14 protein-coding genes are annotated in these 17,299 nt (G+C 68.7%); 10 read left to right on the forward strand and 4 right to left on the reverse strand.

Going from position 1 to position 17,299, the window contains the following annotated elements; all coding sequences use genetic code 11:
• Nucleotides 1-2 precede the first annotated feature (2 nt).
• From ON26_RS31105 to ON26_RS31115, 3 genes are read right to left on the reverse strand one after another with little or no spacing between them, the layout of a single operon-like run.
• On the reverse strand, nucleotides 3-1,493 hold the full coding sequence (locus ON26_RS31105) for a vWA domain-containing protein (protein WP_040801953.1): 1,491 nt from the start codon (nucleotides 1,491-1,493) through the stop codon (nucleotides 3-5).
• The gene (locus tag ON26_RS31110; protein ID WP_040801956.1) at nucleotides 1,490-2,869 is read right to left on the reverse strand and encodes a hypothetical protein; all 1,380 of its coding nucleotides are present in this window, start codon (nucleotides 2,867-2,869) and stop codon (nucleotides 1,490-1,492) included. The genes ON26_RS31105 and ON26_RS31110 overlap by 4 nt, the downstream gene beginning before the upstream one ends.
• Nucleotides 2,869-3,363 carry a hypothetical protein gene (locus tag ON26_RS31115; protein WP_040801958.1) on the reverse strand — a complete coding sequence of 165 codons (495 nt, stop codon included), beginning with the start codon at nucleotides 3,361-3,363 and terminating at the stop codon, nucleotides 2,869-2,871. The genes ON26_RS31110 and ON26_RS31115 overlap by 1 nt, the downstream gene beginning before the upstream one ends.
• Nucleotides 3,364-3,945: 582 nt before the next feature.
• On the opposite strand from ON26_RS31115, the gene ON26_RS31120 reads away from it, so the two are divergent.
• The 4 genes from ON26_RS31120 (at nucleotide 3,946) to ON26_RS31130 (ending at nucleotide 9,363) form a co-directional block, all read left to right on the forward strand.
• Nucleotides 3,946-5,763, forward strand: coding sequence for an ABC transporter ATP-binding protein (locus ON26_RS31120; RefSeq protein WP_306307266.1), 1,818 nt, complete (start codon nucleotides 3,946-3,948; stop codon nucleotides 5,761-5,763).
• The gene (locus ON26_RS31125) at nucleotides 5,760-7,631 is read left to right on the forward strand and encodes an ABC transporter ATP-binding protein (protein WP_040801960.1); all 1,872 of its coding nucleotides are present in this window, start codon (nucleotides 5,760-5,762) and stop codon (nucleotides 7,629-7,631) included. Before ON26_RS31120 ends, ON26_RS31125 begins: the two co-directional genes overlap by 4 nt.
• Nucleotides 7,632-7,677: 46 nt before the next feature.
• Nucleotides 7,678-7,836, forward strand: a complete 159-nt coding sequence (locus ON26_RS33785; protein ID WP_157172102.1) for a hypothetical protein — start codon at nucleotides 7,678-7,680, stop codon at nucleotides 7,834-7,836.
• A gap of 285 nt (nucleotides 7,837-8,121) precedes the next feature.
• Nucleotides 8,122-9,363, forward strand: a complete 1,242-nt coding sequence (locus ON26_RS31130; protein WP_040801961.1) for an oxygenase MpaB family protein — start codon at nucleotides 8,122-8,124, stop codon at nucleotides 9,361-9,363.
• A 67-nt stretch (nucleotides 9,364-9,430) separates the two neighbouring features.
• On the opposite strand, the gene ON26_RS31135 is transcribed toward ON26_RS31130, so the two are convergent.
• On the reverse strand, nucleotides 9,431-10,069 hold the full coding sequence (locus ON26_RS31135; RefSeq protein ID WP_040801962.1) for a TetR/AcrR family transcriptional regulator: 639 nt from the start codon (nucleotides 10,067-10,069) through the stop codon (nucleotides 9,431-9,433).
• A 193-nt stretch (nucleotides 10,070-10,262) separates the two neighbouring features.
• On the opposite strand from ON26_RS31135, the gene ON26_RS31140 reads away from it, so the two are divergent.
• The 6 genes from ON26_RS31140 to ON26_RS31165 all read left to right on the forward strand — a co-directional run bounded on the left by ON26_RS31140 (nucleotide 10,263) and on the right by ON26_RS31165 (nucleotide 17,276).
• Entirely contained in the window at nucleotides 10,263-11,132 is an 870-nt protein-coding gene (locus ON26_RS31140) for an alpha/beta fold hydrolase (RefSeq protein ID WP_040802054.1), read from the forward strand.
• Complete coding sequence (locus ON26_RS31145; protein ID WP_040801965.1) at nucleotides 11,129-12,154, forward strand: VOC family protein; 1,026 nt, start codon at nucleotides 11,129-11,131, stop codon at nucleotides 12,152-12,154. The genes ON26_RS31140 and ON26_RS31145 overlap by 4 nt, the downstream gene beginning before the upstream one ends.
• A complete protein-coding gene (gene mhpA, locus ON26_RS31150) occupies nucleotides 12,151-13,896 on the forward strand; it encodes a bifunctional 3-(3-hydroxy-phenyl)propionate/3-hydroxycinnamic acid hydroxylase MhpA (RefSeq protein ID WP_051028042.1) in 1,746 nt (581 codons plus the stop codon). The genes ON26_RS31145 and mhpA overlap by 4 nt, the downstream gene beginning before the upstream one ends.
• Before the next feature lie 23 nt (nucleotides 13,897-13,919).
• Nucleotides 13,920-15,065, forward strand: coding sequence for an amidohydrolase family protein (locus ON26_RS31155; protein ID WP_083884509.1), 1,146 nt, complete (start codon nucleotides 13,920-13,922; stop codon nucleotides 15,063-15,065).
• 245 nt (nucleotides 15,066-15,310) lie between these two features.
• Complete coding sequence (locus ON26_RS31160; protein WP_040801968.1) at nucleotides 15,311-15,508, forward strand: hypothetical protein; 198 nt, start codon at nucleotides 15,311-15,313, stop codon at nucleotides 15,506-15,508.
• Nucleotides 15,509-15,704: 196 nt separating this feature from the next.
• The gene (locus ON26_RS31165; protein WP_218000664.1) at nucleotides 15,705-17,276 is read left to right on the forward strand and encodes an ABC transporter substrate-binding protein; all 1,572 of its coding nucleotides are present in this window, start codon (nucleotides 15,705-15,707) and stop codon (nucleotides 17,274-17,276) included.
• Nucleotides 17,277-17,299 lie beyond the last annotated feature (23 nt).

A 17,299-nucleotide genomic window follows, 5' to 3' on the forward strand; every position in this document is an offset into this window, starting at 1 on the left:
TCCTAGTCGAGAAAGTTCTTGAGTTCGTTGACGAGTTTCTGGATGCGGCCGGAGATCACCGGGGTGCCCATGGCCTTGAACCGTTCGCGGAACCAGGGATTCACGCTCTGATGTCCGGAGCTGTTGACGGAACCGACCGGGATGAACTTCACCCCGCTGCGGTGCACCGCCTGCATGCGCTCGAACAGCGGCTGCGAGCGGTCGAACTCGTAGAAGTCCGAGATCCACACCATCACGGTGTTGGCCGGATCGCTGATCTTGGGCTCGGCCATCGCCATCGCGACCGGCCCGTCGTTGCCGCCGCCCAGTTTGGTGCGCAGCAGCACCTCGAAGGGGTCGTGGACCCAGGGCGTCAGGTCCAGCGCTCGGGTGTCGTAGGCGATCAGGTGCACGTCGACCTTGGGCAGGCCGGCGAAGATCGAGGCGAGGATGGTGCAGTTGACCATCGAATCGACCATCGAGCCGGACTGGTCGACCACCACTATCATCCGGGCGGGCACGGTGCGTTTGGCGGTCTGACGGTAGAACAGCCGGTCCACGTAGAGGCGCTCGTCCTCGGGGTTCCAGTTGGTCAGGTTCTTCCAGATCGTCCGGTTCACATCGAGATTGCGCAGGATCCGCTTGGGCGGCACCGATCGGTCGACGGTGCCTGCCGAACTCTGCTGCACCTGGGTGCGCAGCACCTCGGCCACCTCGTCGACGTAGCGGCGGATCAGTCGCTTGGCGTTGGCGAGCGCGACGCCGGACAGGTTCGACTTGTCGCGCAGCAGCTGCTCGATCAACGACATGCTCGGGGTGAGCCGGGCCGAGAGCACCGGATCGGCGAGCACCTCCCGCAGATGCATCCGGGCGATCAGATCGCCTTCGACCTTGCCGAGCGCGGCCTGGATATCGGCCGTGCCGCCGCCGTTGCCGAAGCCGCCGAGCAGGGCGCGCAGGTGACCGGCATCGGACTGCCAGTTGGCCAATTGGGTCGCGCTGACGGTGCCCGATCCGGTCGCGAACACGTTGAGCAGCAGCTTCGACATCAGCGCGGCGTTTCGAACCTCGATATCGCGGGTCGTGACACCCTCGTGCTCGAGCTGCCCGGAACCCGGGCCGTCCGCGCGGGCGCCGGCACCTGACCCGGGATGCGTCGAGCCCGGTTGCGACGTGCGATCTTCCGTGGCCGAGCCGGATTCGAGCTCTGCCGGAGCCGATGCCGACGGGGGCTGTCCCGAGCGGGTGGTGCTCTCGCCGAGTCCGGCGCCGAGCCGGTCGAATTCGCCTTTCAGCTCGGGGAATCGCTGGATGACGGTGTCGACCGCGACGCCGGGGTCCAGCAATGCGGCGGGCAGGCCGAGATCGTCGACGATCGCGACGCTCGCCGCGTCCAGGATGTGCTGGGGTTCGGAATCGAAGATGCCGGCGAGCAGGCGCCAGTACAGGATCTGCCGCTGTGTTTCGCGCGCATCGGGTGCGGGAGGGGCGGAATTCTCGTGCGCAGTGGTCATTTCCGCAGCAACCGTCCCGCCCGCTCACGCAGCACCTCGACCGCGTCACCGGACTTGGCCAGCGCCTTGGCGATCTTCGGGTCGGTGGGGCCTTGCGCCCAGTCGCCGGTGTGCGCCGAGGTGGTCGCCTTCTTGAACAGGTACTCGACGCCGAGTGGACGCAGGCGCCACTGCCCGGCGTCCCAGCGCACCAGGCCGAGGCAGGCCGTGGACTTGGCGACCAGGTCCGCGGTCAGCGGGCCGCACCGGGGCAGCCGATCGAGTTCGACGGCGAGCCGTTGGTCGTCGATGACGAGCGCGCCCTCGTCGAAGCGGTAGTTCTCCACCAGGACCGGCTCGCCGAGGTGCACCGGGTGGCGGTCCAGTGGGGCGACCGCGTCGGCGACGGCCTTCGGGAGCTGGATGCGGGCGGTGGTGAACGGATCGGCCGCCTCGCCGAGTTCGGCGTTCGCGTCCAGCCACAGCAGATCACCGTTCGCGGTGAGCGGCATGTCGGTCACGGTGACCGCGCGGCGCTCGGCCAGTGCTTGCAGCAGGCGCGGGTGATCGCCGAGCACCTGCCAGACGGCCGGGCCGACGATGGTGTCGACCTTGGCCGCCCCGACGCTCACCCGCACCAGGCGCGCCGGCTCGGAGCCCGCCTCGAGCACCGCGTGCACCTGGGCCTGCACCGCGGTGCCGTGCTCTTGCACGTCGACGCCGACCACCAGCAGCCGTCCCGAGACCGTCTCGGGTTCGACGTCCTGCGGGCCACGCCAGGTCAGCAGCAGGGCCTGCGACCAGAGGTCGGCCCAGCGGCGGGCCGGAATACGGTCCAGCGCCGCGATCGGCGCGGCGGCGCGCAATTCGGCGGCGAACCCGTCGAGCAGCACGGCCAGGCGGCGCAGTTCGCTCGCGGCCCACAGTGCTTCGATGGTCCGGTCGGCGGAGGAGACGAGCTCGTGGTCGACACCGCGCCAGCCGTTGATCGCCAGCTCCTGCAGCCAGGCTCGGCAGCCCGCGACCACGCCGCCCGCAGCCGCCGGAGCCGGTGGCTGCGTGTGCGCGATTCGCTCGCGCCCGACCGCCTTGTCGAATCGCTCGAGCAGCGCATCGTGCACCGCCCCCAGCAGTGCCGATCGGGCGGCGGCCAGCGCGACCAGCTTCTCGGGCTCGACCGATCCGGCGCCGATCGCGGCGACCGCGTCGGCGACCGCGCTCGCCAGCGGCGATCCGCTCACGGCGGCGGCCATACCGGCCAGCGCGTCCGAGGCGTGGTCGCCGATCCGGCCGAAGCCGTCGACCAGCGCGGCATCGAATCCGGCCACCACGTCGAGCGCGTCGGTGACACCGGCATCCTGGGCGGAGGTCAGCTCCGCCAGTTGTATTCCGAGCATCAGGCAGGCGCTCCTGTCGCGGGGAACCAGTGCAGTTCGGGCACCGGCGCGGTCGAGCCGGGCTGTTCCAGGTAGCTCAGATGACGCAGGAACCGGCTGAACACGACGGCTGCCGGGGTCGAGGCGCCGGAGGTGTTCAGGTGGGCGAGGATCCGGCCGTCCGCCGGTACGTCGATGCCGAGGAACCGGGCGACGCGCTCGATGCCGTACTGCAGAATCGCCTCGGCCACCAGCGCCTGGATGTGCTTGCACGCGTAGCCGCCGGAATGGCCGCCGCACGGCCGGTTGTTGTTCGTGCTGCAGCTGAGCCCGTGCTCACGTGCCGAGATCGACGACACGTAGACGCGCGCGATATCCGATCCGCTGGACACCACCCCCTGCAATCGTCCGTCGGCCATCTCGACGAACGGCACCTTGGCGAGTTTGCGGGGCGCCACCACCGGCAGCATCTGCACCACCGAGGACCGCTCCCACTCGCGCTCATCCGAGTCCATCGGATTCCCTCCCGTCTTTCATCACGGAGATCAACCTACGCGAACCCACCGACAAGTTCCGTTCCCGGCGACCGCCGATGAAGGCTGTTGACCGACAACATATTTCGTGACATGCGGATATTCCCGGCGCGCATGACCGGCGTCGCGACCGGGCGTCGCGGGACATGCGGGACGGCCCTTCTCGGCCGAAGCGCGCCGCGGCTCGGGACGGTCGTCGAACGCCTGTCGGGAGGGGGCTGCGACGGTTTGCCTGTCGTCTGCTGCCGGGGCCGCGGCCGGGGCCGGGCCGGATGGGGCAGGCGCTGTCGTTCGGCATCGAGCGAATCCTCGACGGTCTGGGAGTTCTCGTCGCCGCGCGCGTCTGACCCCGGCGCGTGTGGGCCGCTACCGAGGGGCGCCGCAGGGGCGGTGAAAAGCGGTTGGCGGATCGGCCGGACGGTGCCAAGCTGGAAGGTCGCCGTTGCCGGGGTCGGGTCATCGGACGCAGTAGTCCTCGATGTCCGCCGCGAAACCGGCGCCGAAGCACCGGATTCCGACCTTCGCCGAGCCGGTGCCACCGTCGACCGAAGAGCAGGGGGACTCGTGAGCGTGACCGTGGATGTGCCGCCCGGTGAGACGGCGTCGCCGGCGACCGAGCCGGGCGCGTCGTCTCGGGGCAGCCTGACCTCCCTGCGCCGGTTCCTGCCCTATCTGCGCCCGTACCGATTCGTGCTGATCGCGGCGACGGTGCTCGCGGTGATGTCGATGCTGACCGTGGTGGTGACACCGCTGCTGATCGCGCGCATCGTCGACGGACCGATCGCGGACGGTGACCTGCGTGGTGTGCTCGCGCCGGTCGGCGTCGTGCTCGCCCTCGGCGTGTTCGAGGCCGTCACCCTGTGGGCAAGGCGGTGGCTGCTCGCCGGGCCTGCCGTCGCGTTCGAGACCACCATGCGCGCGAAGATCTTTCGTGACCTGCAGGCTCTGTCGATCGGACGCCACGACGGCTGGGAGTCCGGACAGCTGCTCTCCCGCGCCGTCGACGACCTGTCGACCTTGCGCCGCTTCGTCAACTTCGCGGGACCGTGGCTGGTCGTGAACACTGCCGTGATCCCGGCCGGCGTGCTGGTGCTGTTCACGATGAGCTGGCCGATGGCTCTGCTGTTCCTCGTGGAGGCCGTGCCGTTCCTGATCGTCTGCCTGCGCTTCGAGCGGCGGTACTCGCTGGCGTCACGGCTGTCACAAGACCAGGGCGGCGATCTGACGACCACGGCCGAGGAGTCCGCGCAGGGCATACGGGTGCTCAAGGCATTCGGCCGCGGCGCCTACTTCGGCCGCCGCTTCACCGCGCAGGCGCGTGCTCTGTACGGGACCGAACTGCGCAAGGCGCGGTTGAACGCGAGTCTGTGGGCGGTCATGAGGACGGTGTCCGACCTGGGTGTGGTCGCCGCGCTCGGCATCGGCGGGTACGGGGTGGTGCGCGGGACGCTGTCGCTGGGAGCGGTGGTCGGCGCCATCACCCTGATGACATTCCTCACCTGGCCGATCGCCTGGCTCGGGTTCCTGCTCTCCGAACTGCAGAACGCGGCCACGGCCGCCGACCGCTACTGGGAGATCATCGACACGCCACTCGACATCGAGGATCCGGTCGATCCGGTCGAACTGCCCGCTCGCATACGCGGCGAAGTACGGTTCGAGGACGTGCGCTTCGCCTTCCCCGGCGCGCACACCGAACTGCTGCGCGGCGTGTCGCTGGTGTTGCGGCCGGGCGAGACGGTCGCGGTCGTCGGCGCCACCGGCAGCGGGAAAACTGCTCTGCTGCACTTGCTTCCACGTCTGTACGACGTCACCGGCGGCGCCGTGCGCATCGACGGGATCGACATCAGGCAGCTGCGGCTGCGTGACCTGCGCTCGGTGGTGGCGGTGGCTTTCGAGGACCCGGTGTTGTTCTCGGCGAGCGTGCGGGAGAACGTCGCCCTAGGCGATCCCGGCGCGAGCGAGGAGCGGGTACGCGCCGCGCTGGAGATCGCGCAGGCCGCGGAGTTCGTCGACGCGCTGCCGTGGGGACTCGAGACCCGAATCGGCGAGCAGGGGCTGAGATTGTCCGGCGGGCAGCGGCAGCGTCTGGCCCTGGCCAGATCCGTTCTCGCGCAGGCCGACGGTGGCGGGCACGGTCGCATCGTCGTGCTCGACGATCCGCTGTCCGCGCTGGATGTGCAGACCGAGGAACGGGTGCAGGCCCGGCTGCGCGGCACGCTCGCGGGCGCGACCACCCTGCTGGTCGCGCACCGGCCTTCGACGGCCGCGCTCGCCGACCGGGTCGTTCTGCTCGCCGACGGCCGGATCGCCGCCGAGGGTACCCACGAGTACCTGCTGCGCGTCGACGACGGTTATCGCGAACTGATGGGGGGACAGCCGTGAGCCGGGACAGCGACCGGGAGACGGTGGAAGCGAGTGCGCCCGAGGGCGATCAGGCCGCCGACTGGCGCGGGATCGCCAATGAGGACGCCGACGTCACCGACACCGGCAATCTGGTGTTGGCCCGGCGCTCGCGGCGGCTGCTCACCGAGCTGATCCGGCCGTACCGGTGGTGGGTGGCGCTCGCGCTCGCCCTGGTCGTCGTCCAGAACGCGGCGATGGTGTCCGGGCCGCTGTTCGTCGCGCACGGTCTCGATCGCGGCATCGACGCGGGAAGCCGTGGCGACTGGTCCCCGTTGGCGTGGGCGGTCGGCGGATACCTGTGCACCACGCTGATCGCGGGCGTGGTCACCTACTGGTTCATGCGGCTCGCGGGCCGGATCAGCCAGGACGTGCTGTTCGACCTCCGGGCCCGGGCTTTCGCCCATGCTCAGCGGCTCGACGTCGCCTTCCACGAGAAGTACACCTCGGGCAAGATCGTCACGCGGCTCACCGGCGACATCGAGACGCTGCAGCAATTGCTCGACGCGTCGCTGAACATGGCGCTCGGCGCGATCCTGTCCGTGGTCAGCATCGCGGTGCTGCTGGTCTACCTGGATCCGCAGCTGGCCGTGATCGTGTTCATCGGTTTCGTGCCGTTGGCGGTCGTCACCCGCAGGACGCAGCGCAAACAGCGCGCGGGTTATCGCCGGACCCGGCGCGCGGTGGCGCGGGTGGTGGTGCACTTCGTCGAGTCGATGGGCGGGATGCGCGCGGTGCAGGCGTTCCGGCGCGAGCACCGCAACGACTCGGTGCTCGCGGCCGAGGACAGCGCCTACCGGGACGCCAACATCACGGCGCTGCGCGGCATGGCCGAATACGCCGGGCTCATCACGCTGCTGGGCAATCTGACCACCGTGATCGTCATCGTGGTGGGCGCGTGGCGGGTCATCCACGGTGATCTGGCCCTCGGTGTGCTGGCCGCATACCTGTTGTACCTCAACAACTTCTACAGTCCGCTCGACGATCTCGCGCAGGTGTTCAACGCCTACCAGTCCGCCGCCGCGGCGCTGGAGAAGATCTCCGGTGTGCTCGAGGAACAGCCCGTGGTGGCCGAGCCCGACGATCCGGTGCCACTGGGCACGGCCGAAGGCCGGATGCGACTCGAGCGCGTCTGGTTCGACTACGCCCGCGCGCCCGGGGCGAACCCGGTCCTGCCCGAGTTCGACCTCGATATCCCGGCCGGTCAGGTGCTCGCCCTGGTCGGCGCCACCGGCGCGGGCAAATCCACCCTGGTCAAGCTGCTGACCCGGTTCTACGACCCCTCCGGTGGCCGGGTGACTCTGGACGGCGTGGATCTGCGCCGCCTCGCCGACGCCGACCTGCGCCGCAATGTCGTGATGGTCACCCAGGAGGCGTACCTGTTCGCCGGCTCGGTGGCCGACAACATCCGGATCGGCAGGCCCGAGGCCACCGATGCCGAGGTGCGCGCCGCCGCCCACTCGGTCGGTCTGGACACCTTCGTCGAAACCCTGCCGGAGGGTTTCGACACCGACGTCCGCCGTCGGGGCGGACGGTTGTCCGCGGGTCAGCGGCAGTTGGTGGCCTTCGCACGGGTGTTCTTGGCCGATCCGGCCGTGCTGGTACTCGACGAGGCGACCTCGAGCCTGGACATCCCCGGTGAGCGCATGGTGCAGGACGCGCTCGAAACGGTGCTCCGCGGGCGCACGGCGATCATCATCGCGCACCGGCTCTCGACCGTGGCGATCGCGGACCGGGTGCTGGTCATGGAGGCGGGCCGGATCGTCGAGGACGGCACCCCCGACGAGTTGATCGCGGGCGACGGGCGCTTCGCCGGGCTGCACGCGGCCTGGCGCGAATCCCTGGTGTGAGCCGCTTCCACTCGGCGAGTTCCCGAGCCTGCCGCAGTGGACGGGGGTGGCGCTGGTGCTCCTCGCGTCGGCGGTCCTGCCGTTGGCCCGGTTTCCGGCCGCCGCGCCGGTGGACACAACGCCGTCCGACAAGCGACAGGTGACCAGAGATTATCCCGTCGATGGGGCCGGTTCCAAGACCTTCCAGGCTGAACTGGACATTTGACCCGCATGCTGCGGCTATGTGGTGCCGTGAGCATCATTGCACGTAGATCGTCTGAGTCCACACCTGGGCCCGTTCGGTCCGCCCGATTCGACGCTCCATAGAGCAATCTTTGGAGAAGTGGAGACAAGCAGCCGGAGGCTTGCTAAGTTAATGAATATTCTGAGCGCCGCGAGAGCGGGTGACGCTGGCTGAGGGTGTCATTCCGCTATCTCGCGATGCTCGGACTCGATTGCAGACACTCGAGACGCACACTCGGGATGCTCGGACTCAATGAGGAGTGGCGACATGCAAGGACTGAACAGGCGTGATGCGCTGAAAGCGACAGGCGTGCTCGGCGCCGTCGGCGCGCTGGCCGCGACCGCACCGGCCCGGGCGGAGCCGTGGAGCTGGTCGCCGGAGGGCTCGGTGGCCGGCGAGGGCGCAGGCGTCGATCCACTGGGTGTGTGGGACCCCGAAGCCGACGAGGTGATCGCCTCTGTGGTGCAGCGCGGGGACGTGCCCAAGGTGAACGAGGCGCTTCGCCAGTGGACCCACAACGGTCAGCCCCTTCCGGCCGGCCTGCCCGACGACCTGCGCGAATTCATGGAATACGCGCGCCGGTTGCCGCAGTGGGCCGATCACGGAAAGCTCAACGCCGCCATCGATTTCAACAAGAAGCGCGGGCTGTATCTCGGCGTGCTCTACGGCTTCGCCAGCGGCATGATGAGTACGGTCATTCCGAAGGAAGCCCGATCGGTCTACTACTCCAAGGGCGGCTACGACCTCACCGACCGCATCTCCAAGACCGCCAAGCTCGGCTACGACATCGGCACCGCCAATGCCTACGCCGACGACGGCGAGATGATCGTGACCTGCGTCAAGACGCGCATGGTCCATGCCGCCGTGCGGCACCTGCTGCCGCAGTCGCCGCACTGGCGGGCCTCGGCCGAGGAACAGATCCCGATCAGCCAGAACGACCTGATGGTCACCTGGCACAGCCTGCCGACGACCGTCATGCGCCACTTCGTCAACTGGCAGGTGCCGATCCCACCCGACGAGTCCGAGGGGTTCCTGCACTCCTGGCAGCTGGCGGGGCACATGCTCGGCATCAAGGACGAGTACATCCCGAAGTCCTGGGACGAGGCGAACTCTCAGGCCTCCCAGGTGCTCGATCCGATCCTGATGGCCACCCCGGAAGGTATCAAGCTGGCCAGTCGCCTGCTCAGCCTCGGCTCCGGCCTCGACCTGTCGATCCTCACCAGGCCGGTGCTCGGCGCGTTCACCCGGTTCGTGTTGGGTGACAAGCTGGCCGACGAGCTGCAGATCCCGCGCGAGCTGGTGTGGGATCCGCTGCTGCGGTTCAGCTGGGGGCCGTTCATCGCCGTGCGAGAAGGGCTGCTCACGGTGGCCCCGCCGACGCAGGAGGTCTACTGGATGTTCGACGAGTTCCTGCGCCAGGCCGCGCTGCTCTACCTCTCCGAGCTGCGCATGCCGATCAGCATCGAGCTGCCGACGATGAACCGCAATATGGCTCTGCCGCCGAAGTAGTCGGCAGTTGACTTCGCCCCCACCGTCCGTCCCCTTCGGTGGGGGCGAAGTCGTGTCCAGGGGGCGTCTACAGCTGCGGCAGATCGGGGAGCGGGCCCGAGGCGAGGCGCTGTGCGGTGCGCTTGTTCATACCGAACATCCGCAGCATCCGGTAGGTCATCTCGTCGGAGAGCGCGTCGGCGTCGGCGTCGGGGTGCGCGTCGAGCAGTTGGAGCAGGCCGAGCAGTGAGCCGCCCGCCGCCATGACCGCCAGGTCCGGATCCATCGGCTCGAAGTGGCCTGCTTCCTGTGCGGTGACGATGTCGTGGCGCGCCCGCGGGACCAGCCCCTCGGGGCGCAGCAGCACACTGGTGCCGGAATTGAGCACCACGCGCACCATTTCGGGGACCTGGCGGTACAGGCGACCCGTCATCCGGAAACTGACCGCGAACACCTCGGCGGGGTTGTCGTAGAGCGCCACGATGGCGTCGCGCATCTCGCTGTAGACCTGCAGCGACGAGCGCACCGCCGCGTCGAAAAGCTGCTCCTTGGAATCGAAGTGGTTGTAGAAGGAGCCGAAGCCGACGTCGGCGGCGTCGGTGATCTCCTGGATGCTCACCGAGGATCGGCCCTCGGACAGGAACGTGCGCGCCGCGCCGATCAAGGCATTCCGGGTGCGCTCACGACGTCGATCGGTGCGGGTGCGCACCGGCGGTTCGGCGGTCATCGGCCCCTTCCTTCGATCGGCGGATCGCTCGGTCCGACGAATCATATCTGATCGTTTCGTCAGTCTCGATTTCCGTGGCGGCTCTGCGGGGCCGGGTGGCGTGTGTCCACATTTCTGATTATTTCATCAGTCTTGCTTGACAGAGGATTCGATCGCGACTGATGATTTCATCACCAACTGAGTGGAGGTGGCCGTGACAGGCACAGGCAACGGCGTCGAGGCCGGGCGAACGGTCCGGGTCGGCGATCGCGATATCTACGTCACCGAGACGGGCGAGGGGCCCGCGGTCGTGCTGCTGCACGGCGGCGGCCCCGGAGCGTCGGGGCTCACCAACTACTCGCGCAATATCGAGGCGCTCGCGCGGCGGTTCCGGGTGGTCGTCCCCGACATGCCCGGTTACGGGCGCTCGACCAAGCACATCGATCAGACCGACCCCTTCGGCGATCTCGGCGCATTCGTCGGCGACCTGCTCGATGTTCTCGGTATCGCGAGCGCGCATCTGGTCGGAAACTCCTACGGCGGCGCGGCCGCCCTGCGCCTGGCGATGGACCGGCCGGAGAAGGTCGGGCGAATGGTCCTGATGGGGCCGGGCGGTATCGGCACGACCCGCGCGCTGCCCACCAAGGGCTTGCAGGCGCTGCTGTCGTACTACGGCGGGGCGGGCCCCACCCGCGAGAAGATGGCCGCCTTCCTGCGCGAATACCTGGTCCACGACGCGAGCGCGATCACCGACGAGATCATCGACCAACGGTTCCGGGTCAGCCTCGATCCGGAGGTGGTCGCGAACCCGCCACTGCGCCGCCCCTCCGGGCCGGACGCCCCACGCACGCTGTGGCGGATGGATCTCACCCGTGACGCGCGGCTGAGCGAGCTGCGCCATCCGACGCTGGTGATCTGGGGCGCCGAGGACAAGGTCAACCGCCCGTCGGGCGGGCGGATGCTGGCCGAGCGGATGCCGAACTGCGATCTGTTCCTGGCGGCGGGCGCGGGCCACTGGGTGCAGTGGGAGCGCGCCGAGCTGTTCAACGAGCTGGCCGCGGCCTTCCTCGGGGAAGCGCGGTGACCACCGCGCGCCCGGCATCCGGTGAATCGGTCTACGGCGCAGTGCATCTCGGCTACCTGGTGGTGCACTCGCATCGGCTGACCGATTGGCGCAGGTTCGGCGAATCGGCCGTCGGCCTGCACGTCGACTTCCTCGACGAGGCCACCCTGCGTTTCCGGCTCGACGATCGGGACTGCCGCTTCCTGATCCGGCGCGGACCGGAAGAGGACGTGACCGCACTCGGCTGGCAGATCGACGATCACGAGACGTTCGATCGGATCATCGGCCGCGTCAGCGACCGCGGCGTCCCGATCGAGGAGGGCTCCGCGGAGGATGCTGCGCTCCGCGGAGTCGAGCGTCTGTGGCGATTCCCCGGACCGAAAGGCATCGTCACCGAGATCTTCACGACCGCGACCACCACCGCCGAGCCACTGCGCATGCTCTGCTCCGGCTGGGTGACCGGGGAAGCGGGGCTGGGGCACGTGGCGATCGTCTCGCGGGAACCCGAGTCGATGCACAGCTACTACCGGACGCTCTTCGATTCCCGGTTGTCGGATTTCATCGACGAGACCATCTCCGGGCTGAAGATGAAGATCCGCTTCCTGCGGGTGAACGAGCGGCACCACTCCATCGCCGTCGCCAATATCCGCGGTGTGAAGATCGACCCGATTCGCACGCGGGTCCAGCACGTCAACATCCAATCCGCCACCCTCGACGACATGCTCGCGGCCTACTCCCGCGTCACCGAGCTGGGCTTCCGGATGGCGTGGTCGGTCGGGCAGCACACCAACGACCGCGAGCTGTCCTTCTACTGCGTCACCCCCTCGGGCTTCGAGCTGGAAGTCGGCTGGAACCCGATCGTGGTGACCCCGGAACTCGAGGCCGCCTGGCAGCCGACGACCTACCGGGGCATCAGCATCTGGGGCCACGACACGGTATCGGAAACTCTGGTCGACAAGTTGTCGCAGATGCGCACCGCCGCCTCGAGGCTGCGTACGCCGGAGATCACCGTGCCGGAGCTGACGGGAGGCGTTGCCGGATGAGCAGTTTCGACCACGAGGTGGTGATCGTCGGGCTCGGCCCCACCGGGCTGACCCTGGCCAACCTGCTCGGCAGGCGTGGCATCGACGTATTGGTGCTCGAGCGGGAACCCGAGTACTACGGCCTGGCGCGCGCGGTCTACACCGACGACGAGGGCATGCGCGTCTTCCAGACCGCCGGTGCCGCCGACGAATTGGCCGCCGACATGAACATCGACGCCACTGTGCAGTGGGTGCGCGCGGACGGCTCGGTGCTCGCCCAGTTCCATCAGGTCGAACAGCCGATGGGATGGCCGGTGGTGAACTTCCTGTATCAGCCCTATCTGGAGAACGGGCTCGAACGCGCACTGGAGCGCTATCCGCATGTCACCGTGCGCCGCGGCCGTGCGGTCGTGAGCTTCGACCAGGACAGAGACGGGGTGGGCGTCGAGCACGCCGCGAGCAAGGGCACCGGGTACGGCACTCGGGAGCTCGAACTCGAGCTCGGCACGACCGAGCGCGTCCGCGCTCGGTTCCTCGTCGGCTGTGACGGCGGACGCAGCATCGTGCGGACCGGCCTCGGCATCGACATGACCGGCACAAGTTTCGCCGAACGCTGGCTGGTGGTCGACCTGGCCGCCCGCGAAGGCGTCGACGCGTTCCGGCACCTGCCGTACTTCGACTTCATCTGCGATCCGCGACTGCCGATCGTGTCCTGCCCGCAGCCGGGCAGGCACCACCGCTTCGAGTTCATGCTCGGCGAAGACCAGACCGAAGAGCAGATGGAGGACCCGGACACGGTCCGCCGCCACATCGCCCGCTTCGTCGACCCGGACGAGGTCGAGGTGCTGCGCAAACTCGTCTACACCTTCAACGCCGTGGTCGCCGACCGATGGCGCGAGGGACGCGTCCTACTGGCGGGCGACGCCGCCCACATGACCCCGCAGTTCATCGGCCAGGGCATGAATTCCGGTGTGCGCGACGCCGACAACCTGTCCTGGAAGCTCACCGCGATCCTGCGCCACGGCGCCGACCCGGCGATCCTGGACAGCTACGAGCGCGAACGCCGGCCGCACGCCAAGGCCATGATCGACCTGTCGGTGCTCAACAAGAACCTCGTCTCGGTCGACAACAGGGCGCTGGCCGCCGCCCGCGACATCGGACTCGCCGCCGCGCTGCGCGTCCCCGGGCTCAGCGGCTGGATCCGCGGCGCCAAGATGAAGCCGCGGCCCCGGTTCCGCCGCGGCGCCTACCTCGGCCTGCCCCGGCGCCGGCTGCGTGGGATCGAAGGCACGCTTGCCCCGCAACCGCCGATCCGCACCTACGACGGCAGGCGCCATCGCCTCGACGACGCGCTCGGCCTCGGGTTCGCCATGCTCGGCTACGGCCTCGACCCCCGCAGGCAACTCTCGGCAACGGACCTCGCTGTCCTGCATGCCATCGACACCCGATTCGTCACCGTCTACCCGATCGGTGGCCGCCCGCAAGGAAGACCCGGCGAAGGCCGAGACGATGTGGTGGATATCGAAGACCACTCGGGCGAGCTGGTTCGCTGGTTCCGCAAGGCCGGACTGCGACCGGGTGGGCTCGTACTCCTGCGCCCGGACCGGTTCGTCTTCGGCATCGCGCCCGCAGGCGAATCCGGAACCCTCGTCGCCGAACTGCTCCGGCAGGTTCGGCTGCCCGTCCCGGTGCCGCGCTCGACGCGGGACACCGCGAGGGGCGATGCGGCCGATGCTGAGAGATCCTGTCGACCCGCACTGTGATGACAGTGGAAAGGCACACGTCGATGACCACCTCCCGTCCCTCCGCTCGGGGGACCACCCGCCGACGTCTCCTCGGCGGTGCGGGCGCGGCCGGGCTCGGCCTGGCTGCGCTCGCGGCCGCCCTACCCGGCACGGCCGTCGCCGCACCGGCCGGGCCCGTGCGCAGGCAGCCGCCGCCCTCGGGCGCGTACCGGATCGACCTGCACGCCCACTTCCTGCCACCGGACTATCGGGCGGCCCTGATCGAGCACGGCCATCTGACGATCGGCGGCTACCCGACGCCCACCTGGTCGCCGGAAGCGGCGCTGGCGTTCATGGACTACTACGGCATCCGGGCGCAGGCGCTCTCGGTCTCCGACCCCGGCGTCTCGTTCCTGCGGGGTGGCGAGGCGATCGACCTGGCCCGCTACTGCAATGCCTACGCCGCCGACCTCCTCGCCGCCCACCACGGCCGCTTCGGCGCCTTCGCGACCTTGCCGATGCCCGACGTCGCGGCCTCGGTTGCCGAGGCCGTCCACGCCCTCGACACCCTGCGCCTGGACGGTGTCACGCTGCTGACCGCCTACGACGGCGTCTACCTCGGTGACCCTCGCTACGAGCCGCTGATGGCCGTGTTGAACCAGCGCAAGGCGTTCGTCTTCGTGCACCCGGCAGCCGTCCCCGCCGACGCCAAACCAGAACTGCCCCTGCCGGATTTCCTGGAGGAGTTCACCTTCGACACCACCCGCGCCGCAACCCTCATGATGATGACCGGTGTGACACAGCGCTACCCGGACATCCGTTTCCAGCTGTCGCACGCAGGCGGCACCGTCCCGTTCCTCTCTCACCGGCTCGCTGTCGCCTCGCGAACCGTCCTCGGCGACCTGTGGCCCGCGGACCTGCCGCGGCCCTCGATCCTGGACGTGCAGAACCAGATCTCGCGCTTCTACTACGACACCGCCCTGAGCGGCGCCCCGGCCGCGATGGCCTCGGTCCTCGCCGTCACCAGCCGCGACCACATCGTCTTCGGCTCGGACTGGCCGTTCAGCGCCGCGACCCTCCCACAGACCGGCGACCGCGACCCGGCGCCGGGCCTCGGCGAGATCTTCGACGCCGACCAGCGCCTCGAGATCGAACGGCACAACCCGCTACGCCAGTTGCCGCGGCTGGCCGAGGCGGTGGGCGACTGAGTCGGCGGCGAGGAATTGCCGGGCAGGCGATCGTCACAACACAGGGACCGCGCGAACGGCCTGGTCGGCACGGTCACCGGGGTCTCGTATCTGGTGACGTCGGTGATCAGTGCGCTACTGGTCGGCTGGAACGGGATGCCGGGGGTGCTCGTGCTCGCCGTTGTGGCCCGCCGCCGCGGTAGTGCACCTGGGCGGGATGCGGCTGCCCGAGGCGCTGTCCCACGCCGCACGACTTCGCTAGCGGCATGATGAGCGCGGTAATCCCGGAGGAAGCCCGATCGGTCTACTACCCCAAGGGCGGCTACGACCTCACCGACTGCATTGCCGAGACCGCCGAGCTCGGCTACGGCACAGCCAATCCCTACGCCGACGACGGCGAGATGATCGTGACCTGTGCTCGTCCGCCTCGACCGAGCGAGGCTCGAGTGGGCCTTGCACGATAGGGATCGGCGCACGCGGAGTCGAATACTTCACCGATCGTTTCGACCCTGCGAGGCTGCAGTACTGGACCAGCGGTTCCATATTCCTGATCCGCTCGGTCGACAAGCATGGTCGCGCCGGACTCGACTCCGGCGTGCGGGTCAAGAAAGAACATGAGTGAGAAGAGTCGTCCGCGCACTGCGAAACCCGCTGTGCGCTTTGTCCGTCCCCTTTGTCGCGGTCTCGGTGCTTACCGGCTGCGGTTCCGGCGGCTCGGACTTCGTGAACGCCGAGCCGCGATCGGGGGGTACGCTCACCTTCGCGGTCGGCACTGATTCCGGATGCATCGATCCGCACCAGGCGGGCAGCAGCGATACGGTGTATTCGCTGCGCCAGACGGTGGATTCGCTGCTCGACCAGAACCCGGCAACCGGTGAACTGGTGCCCTGGCTGGCTGAGTCCTGGGAGGTCGGTCCCGAGGCGGACTCCTTCACCTTCCGGCTGCGTCCCGGCGTCACATTCAGCGACGGCACAGCGTTGGACGCCGCGGCGGTGAAGGCGAGTTTCGACGCCATTCCCGGACTGGGCGCGCTGGCCATCCAAGCCTCCTCCTACCTGGACGGCTACCTTGGCGCCACCGTGGTGGACGACCACACCGTCACCATCGCTTTCGACCGGCCCAACGCCCAGTTCCTGCAAGCGACCACCACGTCGTCACTCGGTGTGGTCTCTCCCGTCACCGCGGGCAAACCGGCCGCCGAACGATGCGCGGGTGTGGTCGGCTCCGGTCCATTCGTTCTCGGCGAGTACCTGCGCAACCAGTCCATCACGATTACCAAGCGCACCGGCTACGACTGGGGGTCGTCGCTGTGGACCAAGCCGGGCGAGGCCTACTTGGACACAGTGGTGTTCAACGTCGTCCCCGAAGCCGGAGTACGCACCGGAAGTCTTGCCTCCGGACAGGTTGACGTGATCGGACGGGTGGCCCAAGCCGAAGAGTTGGCGCTCGCGGGTCCGCAGATCGAACTGCAGTCGTACACGATTCCCGGCGTCGGCTACAACCTCGGATTCAACAACAGCCGCGCGGTCGTCTCGGATCTGCGGGTGCGCCAGGCGATTCAGGCTGCCGTCGATCGCGAGCAGATCGTAGAGGCGGTCTTCTCCAGCGGCACCAGGCCTGCCACCAGCGTGCTCGCGGCGAACACTCCCGGCTACACCGATCTGAGCACTCAGCTCACCTTCGACCCCGACCGTGCGACGCGGTTGCTCGACGCGGCAGGCTGGCGTCCCGGTGCTGACGGCGTCCGAGAGAAGGACGGCGTCAAGCTGAGCCTGCAGACGGTGTGGTTCTCCAACGCAGCCACCTTCCGTCCTGCTCTCGAACTGATCCAGCAGCAACTTCGGGACGTCGGGATCGAATTGGTGCTGCAAGAGTTACAGGTGGCGCAGTTTCCGGAGCTGGTGCGCTCCGGCGACTTCGACCTGTTCTGGGGCGGCAACTACAGCCGTGCCGATCCGGATGCCCTGCGCACCTTGTACTCGGTGAAGGGCCGCAACGCCTACCGGGTACCGCCGACCGAACTGGAGGCTCTGCTCGACCAGCAGTCAGCCACCCTGGACGCGGAGATCCGTGACGATGTGGTCCGCCGTATCCAGGAACTGGTCGTGACCAACGCGTACGTGGTGCCGATCGTCGATCAGCAGACCGTGCTCGCCATCCGCGACACCGTCCACGACCTGCGTTTCGCGGGCGCCGGCGATATTCACCTACACGACGCCTGGAAGAACTGATGTCATCACAGTGGAGCGCATGA

This window comes from Nocardia higoensis NBRC 100133 (assembly GCF_000308595.1).
In the GTDB taxonomy this organism is placed as follows: Bacteria; Actinomycetota; Actinomycetes; order Mycobacteriales; family Mycobacteriaceae; genus Nocardia; species Nocardia higoensis.

Bases quoted from the DNA above. Each gene is read 5' to 3' on its own strand.
- ON26_RS31105 (WP_040801953.1), bottom strand. From the start codon at position 1,493: ATGACCACTGCGCACGAGAATTCCGCCCCTCCCGCACCCGATGCGCGC.
- ON26_RS31110 (WP_040801956.1), bottom strand. From the start codon at position 2,869: ATGCTCGGAATACAACTGGCGGAGCTGACCTCCGCCCAGGATGCCGGT.
- ON26_RS31115 (WP_040801958.1), bottom strand. From the start codon at position 3,363: ATGGACTCGGATGAGCGCGAGTGGGAGCGGTCCTCGGTGGTGCAGATG.
- ON26_RS31130 (WP_040801961.1), top strand. From the start codon at position 8,122: ATGCAAGGACTGAACAGGCGTGATGCGCTGAAAGCGACAGGCGTGCTC.
- ON26_RS31135 (WP_040801962.1), bottom strand. From the start codon at position 10,069: ATGACCGCCGAACCGCCGGTGCGCACCCGCACCGATCGACGTCGTGAG.
- mhpA (WP_051028042.1), top strand. From the start codon at position 12,151: ATGAGCAGTTTCGACCACGAGGTGGTGATCGTCGGGCTCGGCCCCACC.
- ON26_RS31155 (WP_083884509.1), top strand. From the start codon at position 13,920: ATGACCACCTCCCGTCCCTCCGCTCGGGGGACCACCCGCCGACGTCTC.
- ON26_RS31160 (WP_040801968.1), top strand. From the start codon at position 15,311: ATGATGAGCGCGGTAATCCCGGAGGAAGCCCGATCGGTCTACTACCCC.